We start from the raw sequence: 20,680 nt of genomic DNA, 5'->3' as shown, positions 1-20,680 counted from the left end.
CTCGGACGAGGCGGTCGCCGAGCTGAAGCGCGTCTACTGGCCTTCGCGCAAGGAGACGACCGCGTTCACGTGGGTCGTGCTGGTCGTCGTCGCATTCGTCGCGATCTACCTGGGGACCGTCGACTACTTGATCTCGATGATCATGCGACTGGTGTTCTGAGAGTTCGGCAGGCGCAGTGAGCGGCACAATCGAAAAGTTGGGTCAGAGCGAGCAGGTCGAGCAAGCAAAGGCAGGCACCCCGAACATGGGCGACAAGCACTGGTACGTCGTGCACACGTACTCCGGCTACGAGCAGAGCGTGCGCCGGCAGCTCGAGGAGCGCATCCGTGCGTTCGGGCAGGAAGCCCAGTTCGGCGAGACGCTGGTCCCGTCCGAGCAGGTCGTCGAGCTCGTGAAGGGCAAGAAGCGCACCGCGACGCGGAACCTCTATCCCGGTTACGTGCTGGTGCAGATGGAGCTGACCGACGAGACCTGGCACACGGTGACGAGCACTCCGAAGGTCACCGGCTTCGTCGGCGGCTCGACCAATCCTCCTCCGGTTCCGGAGGAAGAGGTCAAGCGCATCGCGGTTCAGCTCCAGGAAGGCTCGTCGCGCCCCAAGGCGAAGGTCGCCTTCGAGATCGGCGAGGCGGTCAAGGTCATTGACGGTCCGTTCGCGGACTTCAGCGGTGTGGTCGAGGAAGTGCGCGCGGACAAGGGCACCCTCAAGGTTGCGATCACCATCTTCGGACGCTCGACGTCCGTCGAGATGGAACTCGTGCAAGTCGAAAAGATGTAGGCGAAGGCAATGGCGAAGAAAGTCGTCGATCAGGTCAAGCTTCAGATCCCCTCCGGCAAGGCGAACCCGAGCCCACCGGTAGGCCCCGCGCTCGGCCAGCGCGGAGTCAACATCATGGAGTTCTGCAAGGCATTCAACGCCGCGACGCAGAGCATGGGCGACGTGCTGATTCCCGTGGTCATCACGGTGTATTCGGACCGCTCGTTCACCTTCGTCACGAAGACGCCGCCGGCCTCGGTGCTGCTGCTCAAGGCAGCGGGAGTCGAGAAGGGATCGGCGGTGCCGAACAAGAACAAGGTCGGCAAGGTCTCGGCCGCGCAGGTGCGGCAGATCGCGGAGCAGAAGCTCCCCGACCTCAATGCGAACGACGTCCAGGCTGCCATCCGCATCATCGAAGGGACGGCGCGCAGCATGGGCATCACGGTCGAAGGATAGAGCGGAGCGACAGGAACATGGGCAGAGGCAAGCGTTACACGAAAGCCGCCGCATCGGTGGACCGCGAGAAGTTCCACACGCTCGACGAGGCCATGGCGATCGTCGCCAGGGGATCGGGCGCCAAGTTCGACGAGACCGTCGAGCTGGCCCTGCGTCTCGGCGTCGACCCCCGCCATGCCGACCAGAACGTGCGCGGCACGGTCTCGCTGCCGCACGGCACCGGCAAGACGGTGCGCGTCGCGGTGTTCGCCAAGGGCGAGAAGGCCAGGGAAGCCGAGGAGGCCGGTGCCGATTTCGTCGGCGCCGACGATCTCGTGAACAAGGTCCGCGACGAGAACTGGACCGACTTCGACCGCGCGGTCGCGACGCCTGACATGATGGGCCTCGTAGGCCGCATCGGAAAGATCCTCGGACCCCGCGGCCTGATGCCCAACCCGAAGATCGGCACCGTGACGATGGACGTCGCCCGCGTGGTGCGCGAGCTGAAGGCCGGCCAGGTCGAGTTCCGCGTCGAAAAGGCCGGCGTCCTCCAGGTCGGCATCGGCAAGGTCTCCTTCGGCGTCGAGAAGCTGCTCGACAACGTTCGCACCGTGATCGCCAGCGTCGTGCGCGCCAAGCCTTCGACGGCCAAGGGCCAGTACATCCGCACCGCGTACGTTTCCTCGACGATGGGTCCCGGCGTCCCGATCGACACCGGCGACCTCAAGATCGCGAGCTGACGGCGACGGGACACGCAGGAAGCAGAGGACGGATTCGATGAATCAGACAGAAAAAGAAGTCGTCATCGGCGAGCTGAGCCAGAAGTTCGGCCAGGCGCCGCTCGTCGCCGTCTCGCAGTTCCGCGGGCTCACCGTCGCGCAGATGACCGATCTGCGCGGCCAGCTGCGCAAGGTCGAGGGCGAGCTGCTGGTCGCCAAGAACACGCTCACCTGGCGCGCCGTCATGGACACGCCGAACAAGGTCGTCGAGCCGCTGCTGTCGGGACCGAACGTCTTCGCGTTCGGCTACGGCGACCCCGTGGCGTTCGCGAAGGTGATCGACACCTACGCGGAGAAGAACGATGCGTTCGAAGTAAAGGGCGCCGTCATGGACGGGGTGCTGCTCGACAGGAAGCAGCTCGCCAAGCTCGCGACGATGCCGGGCCGCGACCAGCTTCGCGCCCAGCTGCTCGCGCTCATGATGACGCCGGCCACCATGCTCGTTCGCGTGCTGTCGGCTCCGGCCCAGCAGTTCGCGCAGGTGCTCGGCGCAAGGCAGCGCCAGATGGAAGAAGGATCCGAGGGTTGATCGAAGCGGACGGCCTTCTGCCGCCCTCGTCGGGCAGGCGGACGGCCGAAGCGGCCCACGCCCCGGAGTCGGGGCCGCTCATTGGTTCCCCGAAAGGGGGACGGGAAAACCGGGGAACGAACGGGAACAACACGCGCAGGTCGGCCCAACGCCGCAGCGCAGCCAGGAGAAAACAATGAGTCTCAGCGTGGAAGAGAGAAGCACCATCATCGAGAAACTGTCGGCCGCGACGGTCCTGGAGATCGCCGAGCTGGTGAAGGACCTCGAAGAGAAGTGGGGCGTCAGCGCGGCAGCCCCCGTTGCGGTGGCCGCAGCGGCCGGAGGCGCGGCTGCGCCGGCAGCGGCTGAAGCCAAGGACGAGTTCGACGTCATTCTGGTTGCGGCTGGTGAGAAGAAGATCCAGGTCATCAAGGTCGTCCGTGAGCTGACCGGCCTCGGCCTCAAGGAAGCGAAGGACCTCGTCGAAGGGGCACCCAAGGCTGTCAAGGAAGCCGTGAACAAGGCCGACGCCGACGCGATGAAGGCCAAGCTCGAGGCCGAAGGCGCTACTGTCGAGGTCAAGTAACGGTGCCGAGGCCGCAAGGCGGCCGCAGCATCGTCATTCCCGCGACGAAGTGTTGCCCCCTTGCGGGGCACGCAGCGTCGAAGGGACGCGTGTCGCCAATCGGCGGCGCGCGCGTATTCGGTAGTGGTTCGTAAGCAGGGTCCGGAGAGGTCGCAATGGCGCGAGTGACGCAAAACTTCAGGCTTCGGCGGAATTTCGGGAAGCTTCGCAAGGTGCTGGATGTCCCCAACCTGATCGACATCCAGCGGCGATCCTACCTGGCGTTCCTGCAGGCCGATGCCGCCCCCGACGGGCGGACCAGCATCGGGCTCCAGGGCGTCTTCAAGTCGGTGTTCCCGATCAAGGACTTCACCGGCACGGCCCAGCTCGATTTCGTCAGCTACATCATCGGCGCGCCGAAGTACGACGTGGCCGAATGCCACCAGCGCGGCATGACGTACTCGGCTCCGCTCAAGGTGACGGTGCAGCTGGTCACCTGGGACGTCGATCCGGAGACCGGCGCGAAGACGCTCAAGGACATCAAGGAGCAGGAGGTCTACTTCGGCGAGATCCCGCTGATGACCGAGAACGGCACGTTCATGGTCAACGGCACCGAAAGGGTGATCGTGTCCCAGCTCCACCGCTCACCGGGCGTGTTCTTCGATCACGACAAGGGACGCACCAGCGCCGGCGGACGCCTGCTGTTCAACGCGCGCGTGATTCCGTACCGCGGCTCGTGGCTCGATTTCGAGTTCGACGCCAAGGACATCCTGTACGTGCGCATCGACCGCCGCCGCAAGTTCCCGGCAACGGTGCTCCTGCGTGCGCTCGGGATGAACACCGAAGAGTTGCTGAACTACTTCTACCCGGTCGACCACATCCGGATCGAGGGCCGCAAGGCGTTCAAGAAGTTCCAGCGCGAGACGCTTGACGGCCAGAAGGCGGCGCGCGACATCCGTCATCCCCAGTCCGACGAAGTGCTGGTGCGCGAGGGACGCAAGTTCACGCGCAAGGCGCTTCGCGACATGGAGGAGGCGGGTCTCGAGGAGATCCCGATCGCCTTCGAGGACATCATCGGCGGCATTCCCGCCCACGACATCGTCGACCCCAACACCGGCGAGGTGCTGGTCGAGTGCAACGGCACGATCAAGGCCGAGACCTTCGATATCATGCGCGAGCGCGGCATCGACGAGTTCCGCCTGGTCTACATCGACGAGCTCAACCGCGGGCCGTCGCTGCGCAACACGCTGCTGCTCGACAAGATCGACCGCACCGAAGACGCGATCATCGACATCTACCGCAGGCTTCGCCCGGGCGATCCGCCGACGCTGGACACGGCCACAGCGTTCTTCAACGACCTGTTCTTCAACGGCGACAAGTACGACCTGTCGGCAGTGGGGCGCCTCAAGCTCAACCACAAGCTGGCGATCGACGTTCCGCTCGAGCAGGGAACGCTGCGCCGCGAGGACATCCTCCTCGTCGTGAACTACTTGATCCTACTGAAGAACGGCAACGGCTCGATCGACGACATCGACCATCTCGGCAACCGCCGCGTGCGAACCGTCGGCGAGCTCGTCGAGAACCAGTACCGCATCGGCCTGCTGCGCATGGAGCGCGCGATCCGCGAGCGCATGAGCCTGCAGGATCTCGAGACGCTGATGCCGCAGGAGCTGATCAACTACAAGCCGGTCAGCGCGGTCATCAAGGAGTTCTTCGGCAGCAGCCAGCTCAGCCAGTTCATGGACCAGACCAATCCGCTCTCGGAGGTCACGCACAAGCGTCGTCTCTCCGCCCTCGGACCAGGCGGCCTGACGCGCGAGCGCGCCGGCTTCGACGTGCGCGACGTGCACCCGACGCACTACGGCCGCGTCTGCCCGATCGAGACGCCGGAAGGACCGAACATCGGCCTGATCAGCTCGCTGTCGACGTTTGCGCGCATCAACGACTACGGCTTCGTCGAGACGCCGTACCGCCGCGTCAGCGGTGGCCAGGTGAGCGACAACGTCGACTACCTGACGGCGCTGGCCGAGGAAGAGCAGGTCATCGCGCAGGCCAACGCGCCGATCAGCGCGCAGGCGCGGTTCACCAGCGATCTCGTCGCCGCACGCCGCAAGGGCATCTCGCCCCAGGGCGAGCAGACGATGGACTCGACGATGGTCAGTCCCGACCAGGTCACGATGATGGACGTGTCGCCGACGCAGCTCGTGTCGGTGGCCGCGGCGCTGATCCCGTTCCTCGAGCACGACGACGCCAACCGGGCGCTGATGGGATCGAACATGCAGCGCCAGGCCGTTCCGCTGCTGCGCACCGACGCGCCGCTGGTCGGCACCGGCATGGAGGCGATCGTCGCGCGCGACTCGGGCGTCACCTGCGTCGCACGCCGCCCCGGATTCGTCGAGAGCGTCGACTCCGAGCGCATCGTCGTCAAGGCCGACCGCGCCGAGGGCGCGCAGGACCCGGGCGTCGACATCTACAACCTGACCAAGTACCAGCGCTCGAACCAGAACACGTGCATCAACCAGAAACCGATCGTGCTCGAGGGCGACCGCGTCGCGTTCGGTGACGTGATCGCCGACGGTCCGTCCACCGAGTGCGGAGAGCTCGCGCTCGGCCGCAACGTCGTCGTCGCGTTCATGCCGTGGAACGGTTACAACTTCGAGGACTCGATCCTCGTCTCCGAGAAGCTCGCGAAGGAAGACTACTTCACCTCGGTGCACATCGAGGAGTTCGAGTGCGTCGCGCGCGACACCAAGCTCGGGCCCGAAGAGATCACGCGCGACATCCCGAACGTCGGCGAGGAAGCGCTGCGCGACCTCGACGAGGCGGGCATCATCCGCATCGGCGCCGAAGTCGGCCCCGGCGACATCCTGGTCGGCAAGATCACGCCGAAAGGCGAAACCCAGCTTTCGCCCGAGGAAAAGCTGCTGCGCGCGATCTTCGGCGAGAAGGCCGGCGAGGTGCGCGACACCTCGCTGCGCATGCCGCCGGGCACCGAAGGCACGGTGATCGATGCACGCGTGTTCTCGCGCAAGGGCGTCAGCAAGGACGAGCGCGCCACGCGCATCGAGGAAGAGCAGCGCCGCAAGCTCGACAAGGACCGCAGCGACGAGCTGCGCATCATCCGCACGAGCGCCGAGGGCCAGATCCTCGGCATTCTCGGCGAGCGGATGACGCAGACGCGCATCACCGACGACAACCGCCACGTGCTGCTGGCCAAGGACTCGGTGGTCACCCGCGAGGTGCTCGACGAGCTGCCCACCCAGTACTGGGGCGAGATCAACGTCGGCGACCAGACGATCGAGGAAGAGCTCGCGCGCATCGTCGACGCGATGAAGTCGAAGAGCCACGCGATCAACTCGCAGTTCGATGCGAAGATCGAGAGGCTTTCTGCCGGCGACGAGCTCGCGCCGGGCGTCATCAAGATGGTCAAGGTGTTCGTGGCCATCAAGCGCCGGCTCCAGGTCGGCGACAAGATGGCCGGCCGCCACGGCAACAAGGGCGTCGTCTCCAAGATCGTCCCCGTCGAGGACATGCCGTTCCTCGAGGACGGCACCCCTGTCGAGATCTGCCTGAACCCGCTCGGCGTGCCGAGCCGCATGAACGTCGGCCAGATCCTGGAGACCCACCTCGGGTGGGCCGCCAAGTGCCTGGGCCGCACGATGCAGGAGCTGGCCGAGAAGGGTGACCTCGAGGGCGTGCGCGCTCTCGTGCGGCGCTCGTACAAGGGCGACGGCATCGACTCCTTCGCCGACGGCCTGTCCGACCGCGACCTGCGCGTGCTGGCCGACAAGGCGGCGCGCGGCATCCACGTCGCCACGCCGGTGTTCGACGGCGCCAGCGAGGACGAGATCTTCGACCTCGTTTCTCTGTCGGGCCTGTCGATCAGCGGCCAGGAGATCCTGCGCGACGGCAAGAGCGGCGACCGCTTCGACATGCCGGTCACCGTCGGCGTCATGTACATGCTCAAGCTGCACCACCTCGTGGACGACAAGATCCACGCGCGCTCGACCGGCCCGTACTCGCTGGTCACGCAGCAGCCGCTCGGCGGCAAGGCGCAGTTCGGCGGCCAGCGCCTCGGCGAGATGGAGGTGTGGGCCCTGGAAGCCTACGGCGCCGCCTACACGCTGCAGGAAATGCTCACGGTCAAGTCGGACGACGTGGCCGGGCGCACGCGCATGTACGAGTCGATCGTCAAGAGCGAGAACACGCTCGAACCCGGACTCCCCGAATCGTTCAACGTCATGGTCAAGGAACTGCAATCACTCTGTCTCGACGTCACGCTCGTCGAGAAAGAGGAGGAGGCCGCCTGATGGAGAACCTGCTTACGCAGCTCTTCGACAAGCCGAAGGATCCGCGCTGCTACACCGCGATCCGCATCGGAATCGCCTCGCCCGACACGATCCGCTCGTGGTCCCACGGGGAGGTCAAGAAGCCGGAAACGATCAACTACCGGACGTTCAAGCCCGAGCGCGACGGCCTGTTCTGCGCGAAGATCTTCGGTCCCACCAAGGACTACGAGTGCAACTGCGGCAAGTACAAGCGCATGCGGCACCGTGGCGTCGTCTGCGAGAAGTGCGGCGTCGAAGTCATCCAGAGCAAGGTGCGCCGCGAGCGCATGGGCCACATCGAGCTGGCTACGCCGATCGCGCACATCTGGTTCGTCAAGAGCCTTCCGAGCCGCGTCGGCACGCTGATCGACCTGACGCTGAAGCAGCTCGAGAAGGTGCTGTACTACGAGAGCTACATCGTCGTCGACGGCGGCGACTCCACGCTGGAGCCGAACACGCTGCTGACCGAGATGGAGTACCGCGCCAAGAACGCCGAGTTCGGCCCGGGCAGCTTCGAAGCCGGCATGGGCGCCGAGGCGATCCGCAAGGTCCTTGCCAACATCGACATCGACGACCTGGCCGACGAGCTGCGCGTCGCGCTGTCGGAGACCTCGAGCGAGGCCAAGCGCAAGAAGATCATCAAGCGCCTGAAAGTCGCCGAAGCCTTCCGTGCGTCCGGCTCCCACGCCGAATGGATGGTGCTGCAGGTGATCCCGGTGATCCCGCCGGACCTTCGCCCGCTGGTGCCCCTGGACGGCGGCCGCTTCGCGACCTCCGACCTGAACGACCTGTACCGCCGCGTGATCAACCGCAACAACCGCCTCAAGCGGCTGATCGAGCTCAATGCGCCCGACATCATCGTGCGCAACGAGAAGCGCATGCTGCAGGAAGCAGTCGATGCGCTGTTCGACAACGGCCGGCGCGGCCGCCCGATCACGGGCGCCAACAAGCGGCCCCTCAAGTCGCTGTCGGACATGCTCAAGGGCAAGACCGGCCGCTTCCGCCAGAACCTGCTCGGCAAGCGCGTCGACTACTCCGGCCGCTCGGTGATCGTCGTCGGTCCCGAGCTGCGCCTGCACCAGTGCGGGCTGCCCAAGAAGATGGCTCTCGAGCTGTTCAAGCCGTTCATCTACGGCAAGCTCGAGGAGCGCGGCCTCGTCACGACCATCAAGAGCGCGAAGAAGATGGTCGAGACCGAGCGTCCCGAAGTGTGGGACATCCTCGACGAGGTGATCCGCGAGCACCCGGTGATGCTCAACCGCGCACCGACGCTGCACCGTCTCGGCATCCAGGCCTTCGAGCCGGTGCTGATCGAAGGCAAGGCGATCCAGCTTCACCCGCTGGTGTGCGCGGCCTTCAACGCCGACTTCGACGGTGACCAGATGGCCGTGCACGTACCGCTGTCGATCGAGGCCCAGGTCGAAGCGCGCGTCCTGATGATGTCGACGAACAACATCCTGTCGCCGGCGCACGGAAAGCCGATCATCGTGCCGACCCAGGACATCGTGCTCGGGCTGTACTACGCCACGCGCCATCGTCCGGGAGCGCCCGGCGAGGGGCGGAACTTCTCCAATTTCGAGGAGGTCCGCGTCGCCTACGACCAGGGCGCCGTCGCGCTGCACGCCGCGATCAAGGTCCGACACCTCGGCAAGCTCACCGACACGACGGCCGGACGCGTGCTCGTTTACGAGGTCGTGCCGCCCGAGGTCGACTTCAAGTACGTCAACTGCGTGCTGACCAAGCGCACGCTCGGCGAGCTCGTCGACAGCACCTACCGCCAGTGCGGCAACAAGGCCTGCGTGATCCTGGCCGACCGGTTGAAGGATCTCGGCTACGCCATGGCGACGCGGTCGGGTGCTTCGATCTGCATCAAGGACATGAAGATCCCGACCGAGAAGACGCGCCTGCTCGGAGAGGCCGGCGACTCGGTGCGGGAGATCCAGAAGCAGTACGAGGCCGGCTTCATCACCAACGGCGAGCGCTACAACAAGGTCGTCGACATCTGGGCCAACGTCACCGACCGCATCGCCGACGAGATGATGCGCGGCATCGCAAAGGAAACCATCACGGTGCCGGGCGACAACGGCGGGCGCGAGTCGCGCCACGAGGTCGTCAGCTTCAACCCCGTCTACATGATGGCGGATTCCGGAGCGCGCGGCTCGGCCCAGCAGATCCGCCAGCTCGCCGGCATGCGTGGCCTGATGGCCAAGCCGTCGGGCGAGATCATCGAGACGCCGATCACCGCCAACTTCCGCGAAGGACTGACGGTGCTGCAGTACTTCATCTCCACGCACGGCGCCCGCAAGGGTCTTGCCGACACGGCGCTGAAGACCGCCAACTCCGGCTACCTGACGCGCCGCCTGGTCGACGTCGCCCAGGACTGCGTGATCACGGCAGAGGACTGCGGAGCGCTGGACGGCATCGAGATCACGCCGCTGATCGAAGGCGGCGAGATCATCGAGCGCCTCGGCGACCGCATCCTCGGCCGCGTCGCGCTCGAAGACATCCTCGATCCGTTCAGCAACGAAGTGCTGGTCGGAGCCGGCAAGGAGATCGACGAGAACCTCGTCGAGGTCATCGAGAACTCCGGCGTGGAGCGCGTGACCATCCGCTCGGTGCTCACGTGCCAGCAGCGCCGTGGCGTCTGCGCGCTGTGCTACGGCCGTGACCTCGCCCGCGGAAAGCTCGTCGGCATGGGCGAATCGATCGGCGTGATCGCGGCCCAGTCGATCGGCGAGCCGGGAACCCAGTTGACGATGCGTACGTTCCACATCGGTGGTACGGCCAGCCGGCGCGCCGAGCGTACCACGCTCGAGCCGCGCAACGACGGCGTCGTGCGCTTCGTCCAGGTGGAAAGCGTCGAGGACCGCGAAGGCCACCTCGTCGTGATGAACCGCAACGCCGAGATCTCGATCGTCGAGGTGCTCGAGGAAGGCCAGCAGCGCGAGCGCGAGCGCTATCCGCTCGTGCACGGCGCCCGCCTTCGCAAGCGCGACGGCGAGCGGGTCAAGGCCGGCGAGCTCATTGCCGAGTGGGATCCGTTCATGACGCCGATCATCACCGACGTCGGCGGAACGGCGCACTTCGAGGACATCGTCGACAGCGAGACGATGGAAGAACGCGTCGACCCGAACACGGGCCTCGCGACCAAGGTCATCACGGCGTCCAAGCAGGCCAAGGACCGCCGCCCGACGATCATGATCCGCGACGCCGACGGCCGCCCGATGCTGCGTCCCCGCGGCAACGAGGCCCGTTACTCGCTGCCCGAAGGCGCCTACCTCAACGTCGAGGAAGGAGCCCAGGTGATGCCCGGCGACGTCATCGCGAAGATCCCGCGAGAGACGACCAAGACCAAGGACATCACCGGAGGCTTGCCGCGCGTGGCCGAGCTGTTCGAGGCACGGCGCCCGAAGGAGATCGCGGCGATCAGCGACATCGACGGCGTCGTGTCGTTCGGCAAGGACACCAAGGGCAAGCGCAAGATCGTCGTCGCACCCGACGTCGGCGATCCGCGCGAGTTCCTCATCGGCAAGGGCAAGCACATCCTCGTCCAGGAGGGCGACTACATCCGAGCGGGGCAGCAGCTGCACGCCGGATCGTCCAACCCCCACGACATCCTCACCGTCAAGGGTGAGAAGGAGCTTGCCGCCTACATGGTGGACGAGGTCCAGGAGATCTACCGTCTCCAGGGCGTGCGCATCAACGACAAGCACATCGAGGTGATCGTGCGCCAGATGCTGCGTCGCGTGCGCGTCAAGGATCCGGGCGACTCGACGATGCTGGTCGGCGACCAGATCGAGAAGGGCCGCTTCGAGGATCTCAACAACGAGCTGCTCGAGGGCGGCAAGAAGCCGGTGATCGCCGAGCCGATGCTGCTCGGAATCACGAAGGCCAGCCTGGCGACGGAAAGCTTCATCTCGGCGGCCTCCTTCCAGGAGACCACCAAGGTGCTGACCGAAGCCGCCGTCTACGGGTGGACCGACCACCTGCGGGGCCTCAAGGAGAACGTCATCATGGGCCGGCTCATCCCGGCCGGAACCGGCCTCGTCGGTTACCTCGGCGTCGAGATCGACGTTCCGGGAGTCGGCGAGCAGGCCGAGGACGATCTCACGCAGGCGCTGCGGCTGTAACAGGCCCGCTTCGCGAAGCGATGTTCGAAGAACGGCCCGCTCTCCGCAAGGAGGCGGGCCGTTCTGTCACCGGCGCTTGCCGTCCAGTGGCGGCGCGAATCCAGTCGACCCGATGGCGAGCGGTTATTCCTCGCGGCCAGTGGCCTCCACGAATTCGTCGCCCGCGCTGCGCGTGCTCAGCAGCGCTTGGCGCTGCTGAGCGATCCGCAGCGCAGCCATCATCGGTGCACAGGCCCTGCGCGCCAGCACGTCCTGCTCGCGTTCGAGATCCCAGAGGCCGAGCCGGGCCCAGCGGTGGCGCGCGTGCCATTCGGGCATGCTCAGGATTGGATACAGGCAGATGCCGGAGAGCTCGATGCCCTTGTCGAGCAGGTCTTCGGCCATGAGCGAAAGCTCGTGGATCCACGGCGCGCGCGCCTCGCCGAGCGCGCTGGTCTCGGTGATCACGATCTCGGTGCCGTAGCGGCGCCACGCGGTGCGCACGAGGTCGGAAAGCGGCACCCGCCTTGGATCGTCGTCGGCGAGCGGGACGCCTTCGCTGCCGACCTGCCACTGGTTCGTCCAGTAATAGTTCAGGCCGACGACGTCGAGATGGGCGGGACTTCCACCGAGCTCCGGATGCAGCCGTCCGCTGACCATGTCCCAGAACTCGAACACCCAACGGGTGTTGAAGCATTGGGCGTATTCGATCGAGGCCTCGTCCTGCGGGGCCGGCACGACGCGGCAGATGGGATCGACGTTGACGATGCGCGCCTGCGGGCAGGCATCGCGAATGGCTTCGATGCCGGCGATGGCCGCGCGCGCCAGCGCGAGCTTGAGCTCGGGGCCGCGTCCGCGGGCGTGCGGCGCGAAACGGCCGACTTCGCCGGCGGCCCATGCCAGGAACGACGGCTCGTTGATCGGAGTGAAGAAGCAAGAGCGGTGCATGCGCCGGCGGATGAATGAAGCCGCCGCGTGGCAGTACCGTGCGAAGCGGCCGGGAAACGACGGCGAGAAGAGATCGACGTCCTGCGGATAGCCGTAGTGGAAGAGATCCCAGATGACGTCGAAGTCGTGGCGCAGCGCCGCGCGCACGAACGGCTCGATGCTCGAGAAATCGTAGCGGCCGCAGCGGTCGACCAGGGGCCAGCGGATCGCCTCGCGCACGGCGTGGATGCCGACCTGCTCGAGACGCCGGTAGTCGCCGGCGCAGTGCACGTCGTGTTCGGTTGCGGCGATCTGGTCGATCCACTGGCCGTGCATGTTGTAGCCCGTCGCGCACTCGAAGCCGGCCAGGTAGAAAGAACGGAACGTGCTCATCGCGTCACGTCGACCCGGCGGCAGCCAGCCGGCCCACGAGATCGGCGCCGCCGGCGACGATCTCGCGGTAGCGCTCGACGAGCGCAGTCGGCACTCGCTCGAGACCGTTCTGCGTCGGCTCGAGGTTCCAAAGGCCCATCTGCAGGAGGTACTCGGCCGGCGACTTGCGACCTTCGCGGTATCCCCACGTCACGAGCGCGAAGAGCGGCCACCACGTGTATCCGACCAGCGGAATGCCGCGGGCCCGCACGCGAGCGACGGCTTCGACCGAATCCTCGAGCCACGCAAGGCGCCGCCGCCCCGCCGACGCCGTTTCGCTGACGAACAGCGGACATCGGTAGCGGCTCCAGTACATTTCGGCGAGGCGCTCGAGAATGCTCGCGCTGCCGTACGGCATGCGCGTTCGCAGTCCTCGCGGCGTGCGCAGCAGGCGCTTGCGAGTGAAGAGCGGGTACAGGTTGAGACCGAGCAGGTCGATGGTCAGCGCACGATCGCGGAACCATCCCAGCTCGGCCTCGCTCACGCCGTTGGTGAGCAGCCAGGAGTGCAGCGAATGACGGTCGTCAATCCTGCCGGTCACCAGGTCGAGCGCGAGGAATACGATGTCCTGACGCCGCCCGGCCTCGCGCTCGAGGTCGGGCGTGGCCGCTTCGTACAGATCGGTCGCATCGACGTGGATCGCGACGATGTCGGGATCGACCGCCGTCATCTCTTCGACGGTGCGCACGATGCCGCGGCAGGCGGCGATCATCACCGAGAGAAATCCGCGCCAGCCGCGGCGTGCAGGTGGCCACCAGCCGAGCTTGCCGCAGTACCACGCCGTGATGCGCGGCTCGTTGAGAGGCGTGTACGTGAAGATGCGGCCCTTGTATCGCTCCGCGACGCGGGCCGCGTATTCGGCCATCAGCTCGGGAAAGTCGGGATGAAGCCAGGCACCTTCGATCCACGGCGGAAGCCCGTAGTGCACCAGGTCCACGACGGGCTGGATCCCGAGCTCGAGCAGGCGGCCGAGCACCTGGTCGGTCCACGAGAAGTTCCACGTGCCGCGCGCGGGGCTGATGCGATGCCACGGGATTCCGTAGCGCACCGAGCGCAGGCCGAGCTCGGCGAACAGGTCGAGGTCCAGCTTCCACCGGCCGTAGTGCCCGGTGAGCTCGTACTCATCCAGGGTCCGTCCCGTTTTCGGCGACGGCGTCGTGATGAACGTGTCTTCGATCGCGGCGAGCCACTGGAAGGCATCCGGTCGTACGAGTTCGTGAATCTGGCTTCGCGTGATGTGCACGATCGGTTCCGCAAGTGCGGGTGTCGCCCGTTTGCGCCGGCGTCGCTGCAGGCGAGCGCCGGGGCGTGCGCAGCGTCACGATAGAACGCAGCGCCGCGTTCAAACAGGGATCAGCGTCTCCATCAGGCAATTCGCGCGTAATTCGCCCACCGGCCGGGGATCGTTTCGTCCCCGGCAGGGTTACGCGCGCGCATCCGGGCGTCCTTTATGGAGGACAACCTCCTGTTCCGGGCGTGTAGGCAGCCTGCGGGTCGCTCTTGCAGAACAGCGTCAGCACGGTCTGCACGACGAGGCGGCCGGGTCCCGGAAGTCCGGCGGACGCGTTGACCGAAGCCGACGTCGACGGCGGGATGCAGAACGGGCCGGACGCGATCGGCACGACCGGGTTCGCAGCGCCCTGCGCGACGATCGGGTCGAGGAAACAGGGCCGGCGCTGCGACAGCGAACAGGCTCCGGCGTCGATGCCGATCGAGGAAGCTGCGCAATCGATATTGGCGTTGCAGCCGATGAGGCCTCCGCCGTCGGCGCGCACGACTGCATCGCAGTAGCTGTCGTTGGGCCCGGTAGCACACTGGCCTTCGTTGTTGCCGGCATCGCTCGCGATCGCCTGGCAGACGCCGTCGCTGCAGGCGTTCGGTGCCGTTGCTTCGCCGGCACCGTCGCTCGAACAGGTTCCTGCACTGGCTGCGGTGCAATCGGAATCGCTGTGGCAGGGAATCGTCGAGTTCGCGCTGCAGACGCGGCACGGACAGTTCTGGCTCGAGTCGACGCCGCACGGAAGATCGAAAGCCATCTGCTGGTTTCCGGTGTCGAGCGGGATCTTGATGTTCAGCCCGCCGTTGCTGATGTCCGCGTTCGAATCGGGGAAGCAGTCGAGGCTGTACAGCGCGCCAGTTGGCGGGGGGAAGCTCGAATTGAAGGCTTGGGCATCGCAGCTCTGGCCGTCGTTGTGGCCGCCGACGCAGACGCCGCCTCGCACTCCGTCGGCCGGAGTCGGATCGTTGATGCAGACCGGGCACGGGGCGAACAGCGAGCTTCCGAGGAAGACCTTCTCGTTGAGCGGCAATTCGATCAGCCCGTCGCCGGTATCGACGTTGCCGTGGCCGCTCGGCTGCGCCGACAGCTGGTTGAGCACGCAAACCGGAATGTTCCCCGCCGACTGCGGTGACGGAGGACCGAAGTTACAGATGCACTCCTGGCCACCGCAGACGTCGTTGTCCACCTCGGCTACCTTGAAACAGATCTTGCGGTTGTCGTCGGCGCAGCGGCAGTCGCCGAGCGAAGGATCGTGGCCGGTGATGGTGCATTCCCCGCACGGCGCAGGGCCGTGGCAGTCGACGAAGAGGCGCGCCGGAATCGGATCGTCGATGTCCTGGTTTTGCGCGAGACCGGTCCATCCGGTGTCGAGATCGGTGACCGTCGTGCAGCGGTGCAGCGAGGTGTCGCAGGACGAGAACGGCTGGCAGTCGGCGTTCGTCGTGCACGGGCCGGGACGTACTTTCGCGAACAGGGCAAATTGCGCCACGCCCGGGCACTGCGCATCGCCGTCCACGCATCCCGTCGGACAGTTGAGCGAGACGGGCAGGTCGACGGCGCTCTGCAGCACCAGCAATGCGTCGCTTGCCGTGACGGTGCCCGAGTTGTTGACGTCGCAGACGCACAGCGTGCAGGTCTTCGTGCCGACCGATGTCTCCAGCACGAACAGCGCATCGGCCGCAGTCGGTGCGGAGCCGACGGTCTGAGGCTGTCCGCAATCGCCGTTGGCGGCGAAGGCGGGGACGCACGAAACGCTGACGGCGATCGACGAAACCAGGTAGAAGAGAAAATGCGGCAATCGGCGCATGGTGGTGTGACCTCCTTCGAAGTCTTCGACCTCCACGCTACTCCGATGCCGCCCAGTCAAATACCGCCTATCGGACGAACTTCTCCTTCGGGTCTTCGCGAAGCGCCCGGTTGCGTGCGGCGTGCGACGTGATGCGCGGCATCATTGCACCCGCGTGGCGGGGTATCACTCGATCGTGCCGCGACGGCGAGTGCCTGAACTGCGCCGACGCTTGGGCGACGCGACAGAAGGCGGTGACGAGGAGGGAGGGAGGCGCCGCGGCGTGATGTCGCGCACATCGCGTGATCGGATCGCGAGCCGGCATCGGCGCGATCGACGTACGCGGCCACACGCATTCGCGCATGGAAGGGAAGGTGCCGCAATGGCTGGAAACGCCGGGAGCGTCGTCCGCCCGCAACACGCAAATCCCCCTTGCCGATCTCTTCGCGCTGGACCAGTCTCGTGCCGGAGCCGGCGTCCGGTTTGTCCGGGCGAGGAGGCTGTCACGTGGCCGGGGAACCAGGCAACCACTCGAGTGCCATCAAGGAGCTGCTGGCTTCTTTCGATCGCGCTGCTTCGCTTCGCGACTGGATCGAGCTGCGGGCGCTCGTCGCCGCCGACGCCGTGGTTGCGGATTCTCGCGTGCTCGGCCTCGGAACCATCGGCCGTGACCGCTGGATCCAGTCGCTTCAGTTTCGTGCCGAGCTGGTTTCCGACGCGGCACTGAGCGTCGTCCGGGTGCTGGCATCGAGCGGGCACGGCCAGCTGCGAATGATGACGATCGTGGGCCATTTCCCGGACGGCAGCGCGTTCGATAACCCGTTCCTTGCCGTCATGCAGTGCCGGGATGGACAGATCCTGCGCCTCGAGTTCTTCGAAAGCAGCGACGAGGAGCGCGCCCGCGAGAGGTTCACCGAGCTTTGCCAGCCGGTCCGGCCCTGATGGCAGCCTTCCCGACCTGAGCGCGGACCTTTTTCAGGGCCGAGGCGGCCCGACTGGACGGCCATTTTCCACCCGCGCCACCGGGAAAGGGCCGGCAGGAGGCGGTTTCGGGCCGGGCGGCCCCCCGTTCGGGGACGTTGGGGTCAGGCACTATTCCCCTGGTGCCTGACCCCATGCAGAAAATGGCATAAAAATCGGGGCGGCGAAGAAATTTTTCCCCGACCGCTACCATTTCCCCGGCGATGTTGTATTGATCCGCGATTCGGCATCGGGCGCGCACAGCGAAACCGGTGCCTTTTATGGCCGCGCTCCCGTGCGGCCGAGAAAACGGCCTGCCTCTGAGGGCTGGCCGAGGACATAGGACCCCGAACCACAGTCTCCATTGCGGAGACCCGTGCCGGGATTGAACCACCGAACCCGGCATGCGGCGATGAGCTGCGGCACGGGTGAAAAACCCCAGCCACGGCGGGCAGCGCAGTGCGTCGAGCGCGTTTGACCCGGTGCGGTGAGTTGAATAGGTTTCGCGTTTCTTTGGTGCCCGGATGTGGCCGCAAGGCCACGGATTGGACGCACTGACCGGACGCACCGAACAGGAGAGATTGTGCCGACGATCAACCAGCTCGTCCGCAAGGGCAGGCAGAAACTCGCCGTCAAAACGACGGCGCCGGCTCTCGACAAGAGCCCCCAGCGGCGTGGGGTATGTACGCGCGTGTACACATCCACCCCGAAGAAGCCGAACTCCGCGCTTCGCAAGGTCGCACGCGTGCGCCTGACCAACGGGATCGAAGTGACCGCCTACATCCCGGGCGTCGGCCACAACCTCCAGGAGCACTCCGTCGTGCTGATTCGTGGCGGCCGCGTCAAGGACCTGCCGGGCGTTCGTTACCACGTTGTGCGCGGAACGCTTGATTCGGTCGGCGTCACCGACCGGCGGCAGGGCCGCTCCAAGTACGGCGCCAAGCGCCCCAAGTAACTGCAGCCAGGCAACTCGGAACGAAACCGCACCAGCGGCCGGAACAGGTAAGGAATGTCTCGAAAAGGACCTGCAAGAAAGCGCGAGCTGCTGCCCGACCCGGTCTACCATGACCGCGTCGTCACGCAGTTCATCAACTGCATGCAGACGCACGGCAAGAAGAGCATCGCCGAGGCTGTCTTTTACGGCGCCGTCGAGACCGTCGAGGGCCGCCTGAAGGAAAGCGGGCTCGAGATGTTCCGCCGCGCGCTCGACAACGTGAAGCCGGCCGTCGAGGTGCGATCGCGCCGCGTCGGCGGCGCCACCTACCAGGTTCCGATCGAAGTGCGCTCCTCGCGGCAGGTGGCGCTGGCGATCCGCTGGCTCATCGGCAACGCGCGCTCGCGGCCCGAGCGCACGATGCGCGACCGCCTGGCCGGCGAGCTCATCGACGCGTCGAACAATCGCGGCGGCGCAGTCAAGAAACGCGAAGACACCCATCGCATGGCGGAGGCCAACAAAGCCTTCGCCCATTACCGCTGGTAGACGGGGGAGCGACGACGGCATTTCGCCCGGCTGACGATCATGGCGCGCAAGACACCAATCGCAAGGACCCGCAACATCGGGATCATGGCCCACATCGATGCGGGCAAGACGACGACGACCGAGCGTATCCTTTTCTACACCGGGATCAGCCACAAGATCGGCGAGGTCCACGACGGTGCCGCGACGATGGACTGGATGGTCCAGGAGCAGGAGCGCGGCATCACGATCACCTCGGCGGCCACCACGTGCTTCTGGCGCGACCACCGCGTCAACATCATCGACACGCCCGGCCACGTCGACTTCACGATTGAAGTCGAGCGCTCGCTTCGCGTCCTCGACGGTGCCTGCGCGGTATTTTGCGCGGTAGGCGGCGTCGAGCCCCAGTCGGAGACGGTATGGCGCCAGGCCGACCGCTACCACGTCCCGCGCGTCGCCTTCGTCAACAAGATGGATCGCGTCGGCGCCGACTTCGACAACGTCGTCGAACAGATCCGTGATCGCCTGAAGGCTCCCGCCGTTCCCATCCAGATCCCCATCGGCAAGGAAGAAGGTTTTACCGGCGTCATCGACCTCGTGTCGATGAAGGCCGTCAGCGCCGACGAAAACGACATGGGCTGGACCGTGATCACGGGCGAGATCCCCGCCGGCATGCTCGACGACGCCAAGGCGGCGCGCGAAGCTCTCGTCGAAGCCGCCGCCGACGCCGACGAGCACGTGCTCGAGAAATTCCTCGGCGGCGAAGAGGTCAGCGAAACGGAGCTTCGCGACGCGATCCGCAAGGGCACGATCGCGATGAAGCTCGTCCCGGTGCTGTGCGGCACTGCGTTCAAGAACAAGGGCGTGCAGTCGCTGCTCGACGCCGTCGTCGACTACCTGCCGTCGCCGAGCGACGTTCCCGCCATCGTCGGGCTCGACCCCGACCACAAGGAAAAGGAACTGGTGCGTCCCGCCAGCGACGACGCGCCGTTCGCGGCCCTTGCGTTCAAGATCATGACCGACCCGTTCGTCGGCACGCTGACCTTCATGCGCGTCTACTCGGGCCACGCCAAGGTCGGCGACCAGGTGCTCAACGTCACGAAGGGCAAGAAGGAGCGCGTCGGCCGCCTGCTCAAGATGCACGCCAACAACCGCGAGGACGTCGAAGAGGTCTACGCGGGCGACATCGTCGCGGCAGTCGGCATGAAGACCGCGATCACCGGCGACACGATCTGCGATCCGAAGGATGCGGTGCTGCTCGAGAGCATGACGTTCCCCGAGCCCGTGATCTCGGTGGCCATCGAGCCCAAGACCAAGGCCGACCAGGAAAAGGTCTCGGTCGCGCTCGGCAAGATCGTGCACGAAGATCCCTCGTTCCGGGTTCGCCAGGACGAGGAGACGGGGCAGACGATCATCTCCGGCATGGGAGAGCTGCACCTGGAGATCATCGTCGACCGCATGCTGCGCGAGTTCAAGGTCGACGCGAACGTCGGCAAGCCGCAGGTCGCCTACCGCGAGACCGCGCGCAAGACCGTCGAGCACAAGCTGCGCTACGCGAAGCAGTCCGGAGGCCGCGGCCAGTTCGCCGAAGTCGCCATCGAGCTTTCGCCGCTGGAAGCGGGCAAGGGCTTCGAGTTCGTCGACGCGATCAAGGGCGGCACGATTCCGCGCGAGTACATCCCGGCCGTCGAGAAGGGGCTCGTGGATGCGCTGACGGCGGGCCCGCTTGCCGGCTACCCGGTCATCGATTGCAAGGTTCGCCTCTACGACGGCTCCTACCACGAAGTCGACTCGTCGGAGATGGCGTTCAAGATCTGCGCTTCGATGGCGTTCAAGGAAGCGCTGCGCAAGGCCAACCCCGTGCTGCTCGAGCCGATCATGGCCGTCGAGGTCGTGGTTCCCGACCAGTACATGGGCGACGTCATCGGCGACCTCAACAGCCGCCGCGGCCGCATCCAGAACCAGACCGCACGCGGCGGCGCCCAAGTGATCGCCGCGCACGTTCCGCTCGCGAACATGTTCGGCTACGCGACCGAAGTGCGCTCGCGCACCCAGGGCCGCGCGACCTACACGATGCAGTTCGACCACTACGACCCGGTGCCGAATTCGGTCGCCGAAGAATTGACCGCGCGCGCGGGCGCGGCCTGAGCCGCCAGGCAGCAGTCAGGATTGCGCGCCTGCATGGCGGGCGCGGCAGAAGAAAGAAGGAGCAGTCGGATGGCCAAGGAAACCTTCAAACGCACCAAGCCGCACGTCAACGTGGGGACGATCGGTCACGTCGATCACGGCAAGACGACGCTGACGGCGGCGATCACGCTGGTGCAGAGCAAGAAAGGGCTGGGCTCGTTCGTCAAGTTC

16 protein-coding genes are annotated in these 20,680 nt (G+C 66.1%); 13 read left to right on the top strand and 3 right to left on the bottom strand.

The window, feature by feature from the left end:
- The 8 genes from secE to rpoC form a co-directional block, all read left to right on the top strand.
- On the top strand, positions 1 to 160 hold a 160-nt coding region (secE, locus tag VGK20_00125; GenBank protein ID HEY2772430.1), incomplete at its 5' end, for a preprotein translocase subunit SecE.
- Between the two features lie 85 nt (positions 161 to 245).
- A complete protein-coding gene (nusG, locus tag VGK20_00120; protein ID HEY2772429.1) occupies positions 246 to 779 on the top strand; it encodes a transcription termination/antitermination protein NusG in 534 nt (177 codons plus the stop codon).
- Between the two features lie 9 nt (positions 780 to 788).
- Entirely contained in the window at positions 789 to 1,214 is a 426-nt protein-coding gene (gene rplK, locus VGK20_00115; protein HEY2772428.1) for a 50S ribosomal protein L11, read from the top strand.
- Positions 1,215 to 1,231: 17 nt separating this feature from the next.
- Positions 1,232 to 1,933, top strand: coding sequence for a 50S ribosomal protein L1 (rplA, locus tag VGK20_00110; protein HEY2772427.1), 702 nt, complete (start codon positions 1,232 to 1,234; stop codon positions 1,931 to 1,933).
- Between the two features lie 37 nt (positions 1,934 to 1,970).
- Complete coding sequence (gene rplJ, locus VGK20_00105; GenBank protein ID HEY2772426.1) at positions 1,971 to 2,501, top strand: 50S ribosomal protein L10; 531 nt, start codon at positions 1,971 to 1,973, stop codon at positions 2,499 to 2,501.
- A 175-nt stretch (positions 2,502 to 2,676) separates the two neighbouring features.
- Entirely contained in the window at positions 2,677 to 3,066 is a 390-nt protein-coding gene (gene rplL / locus VGK20_00100; GenBank protein HEY2772425.1) for a 50S ribosomal protein L7/L12, read from the top strand.
- A gap of 155 nt (positions 3,067 to 3,221) precedes the next feature.
- Positions 3,222 to 7,355, top strand: coding sequence for a DNA-directed RNA polymerase subunit beta (gene rpoB / locus VGK20_00095; GenBank protein HEY2772424.1), 4,134 nt, complete (start codon positions 3,222 to 3,224; stop codon positions 7,353 to 7,355).
- Positions 7,355 to 11,503, top strand: coding sequence for a DNA-directed RNA polymerase subunit beta' (rpoC, locus tag VGK20_00090; protein HEY2772423.1), 4,149 nt, complete (start codon positions 7,355 to 7,357; stop codon positions 11,501 to 11,503). The genes rpoB and rpoC overlap by 1 nt, the downstream gene beginning before the upstream one ends.
- 123 nt (positions 11,504 to 11,626) lie before the next feature.
- On the opposite strand, the gene VGK20_00085 is transcribed toward rpoC, so the two are convergent.
- The 3 genes from VGK20_00085 to VGK20_00075 form a co-directional block, all read right to left on the bottom strand.
- On the bottom strand, positions 11,627 to 12,802 hold the full coding sequence (locus VGK20_00085; protein ID HEY2772422.1) for a glycoside hydrolase: 1,176 nt from the start codon (positions 12,800 to 12,802) through the stop codon (positions 11,627 to 11,629).
- 4 nt (positions 12,803 to 12,806) lie between these two features.
- Positions 12,807 to 14,084: a family 1 glycosylhydrolase gene (locus VGK20_00080; protein HEY2772421.1), complete on the bottom strand. Its 1,278-nt coding sequence runs from the start codon at positions 14,082 to 14,084 to the stop codon at positions 12,807 to 12,809.
- A 205-nt stretch (positions 14,085 to 14,289) separates the two neighbouring features.
- Positions 14,290 to 15,927 carry a hypothetical protein gene (locus VGK20_00075; GenBank protein HEY2772420.1) on the bottom strand — a complete coding sequence of 546 codons (1,638 nt, stop codon included), beginning with the start codon at positions 15,925 to 15,927 and terminating at the stop codon, positions 14,290 to 14,292.
- Positions 15,928 to 16,413: 486 nt separating this feature from the next.
- Between VGK20_00075 and VGK20_00070 the strand changes: the two genes are divergently transcribed.
- The 5 genes from VGK20_00070 to VGK20_00050 form a co-directional block, all read left to right on the top strand.
- Positions 16,414 to 16,848 (top strand): hypothetical protein, encoded by a 435-nt coding sequence (locus VGK20_00070; protein HEY2772419.1) that lies wholly within the window; start codon positions 16,414 to 16,416, stop codon positions 16,846 to 16,848.
- 601 nt (positions 16,849 to 17,449) lie between these two features.
- Positions 17,450 to 17,821 carry a 30S ribosomal protein S12 gene (rpsL, locus tag VGK20_00065; protein HEY2772418.1) on the top strand — a complete coding sequence of 124 codons (372 nt, stop codon included), beginning with the start codon at positions 17,450 to 17,452 and terminating at the stop codon, positions 17,819 to 17,821.
- A 54-nt stretch (positions 17,822 to 17,875) separates the two neighbouring features.
- A complete protein-coding gene (gene rpsG, locus VGK20_00060) occupies positions 17,876 to 18,346 on the top strand; it encodes a 30S ribosomal protein S7 (GenBank protein HEY2772417.1) in 471 nt (156 codons plus the stop codon).
- 39 nt (positions 18,347 to 18,385) lie between these two features.
- Complete coding sequence (fusA, locus tag VGK20_00055) at positions 18,386 to 20,470, top strand: elongation factor G (protein ID HEY2772416.1); 2,085 nt, start codon at positions 18,386 to 18,388, stop codon at positions 20,468 to 20,470.
- Between the two features lie 69 nt (positions 20,471 to 20,539).
- Positions 20,540 to 20,680: GTP-binding protein (locus tag VGK20_00050; GenBank protein ID HEY2772415.1), on the top strand; the 141-nt coding region annotated here is incomplete at its 3' end.

The sequence above is a fragment of the Candidatus Binatia bacterium genome, from assembly GCA_036493895.1.
GTDB lineage: Bacteria > Desulfobacterota > Binatia > UBA1149 > CAITLU01 > DATNBU01.
This window is presented reverse-complemented; position numbering and strand designations above follow the sequence as displayed.

Coding starts and splice junctions, on each gene's coding strand:
- nusG (HEY2772429.1), top strand. CDS start 246: ATGGGCGACAAGCACTGGTACGTCGTGCACACGTACTCCGGCTACGAG.
- fusA (HEY2772416.1), top strand. CDS start 18,386: ATGGCGCGCAAGACACCAATCGCAAGGACCCGCAACATCGGGATCATG.
- rplJ (HEY2772426.1), top strand. CDS start 1,971: ATGAATCAGACAGAAAAAGAAGTCGTCATCGGCGAGCTGAGCCAGAAG.
- rpoB (HEY2772424.1), top strand. CDS start 3,222: ATGGCGCGAGTGACGCAAAACTTCAGGCTTCGGCGGAATTTCGGGAAG.
- rplA (HEY2772427.1), top strand. CDS start 1,232: ATGGGCAGAGGCAAGCGTTACACGAAAGCCGCCGCATCGGTGGACCGC.
- rplK (HEY2772428.1), top strand. CDS start 789: ATGGCGAAGAAAGTCGTCGATCAGGTCAAGCTTCAGATCCCCTCCGGC.
- rpoC (HEY2772423.1), top strand. CDS start 7,355: ATGGAGAACCTGCTTACGCAGCTCTTCGACAAGCCGAAGGATCCGCGC.
- VGK20_00075 (HEY2772420.1), bottom strand. CDS start 15,927: ATGCGCCGATTGCCGCATTTTCTCTTCTACCTGGTTTCGTCGATCGCC.
- rpsG (HEY2772417.1), top strand. CDS start 17,876: ATGTCTCGAAAAGGACCTGCAAGAAAGCGCGAGCTGCTGCCCGACCCG.
- rplL (HEY2772425.1), top strand. CDS start 2,677: ATGAGTCTCAGCGTGGAAGAGAGAAGCACCATCATCGAGAAACTGTCG.
- VGK20_00085 (HEY2772422.1), bottom strand. CDS start 12,802: ATGAGCACGTTCCGTTCTTTCTACCTGGCCGGCTTCGAGTGCGCGACG.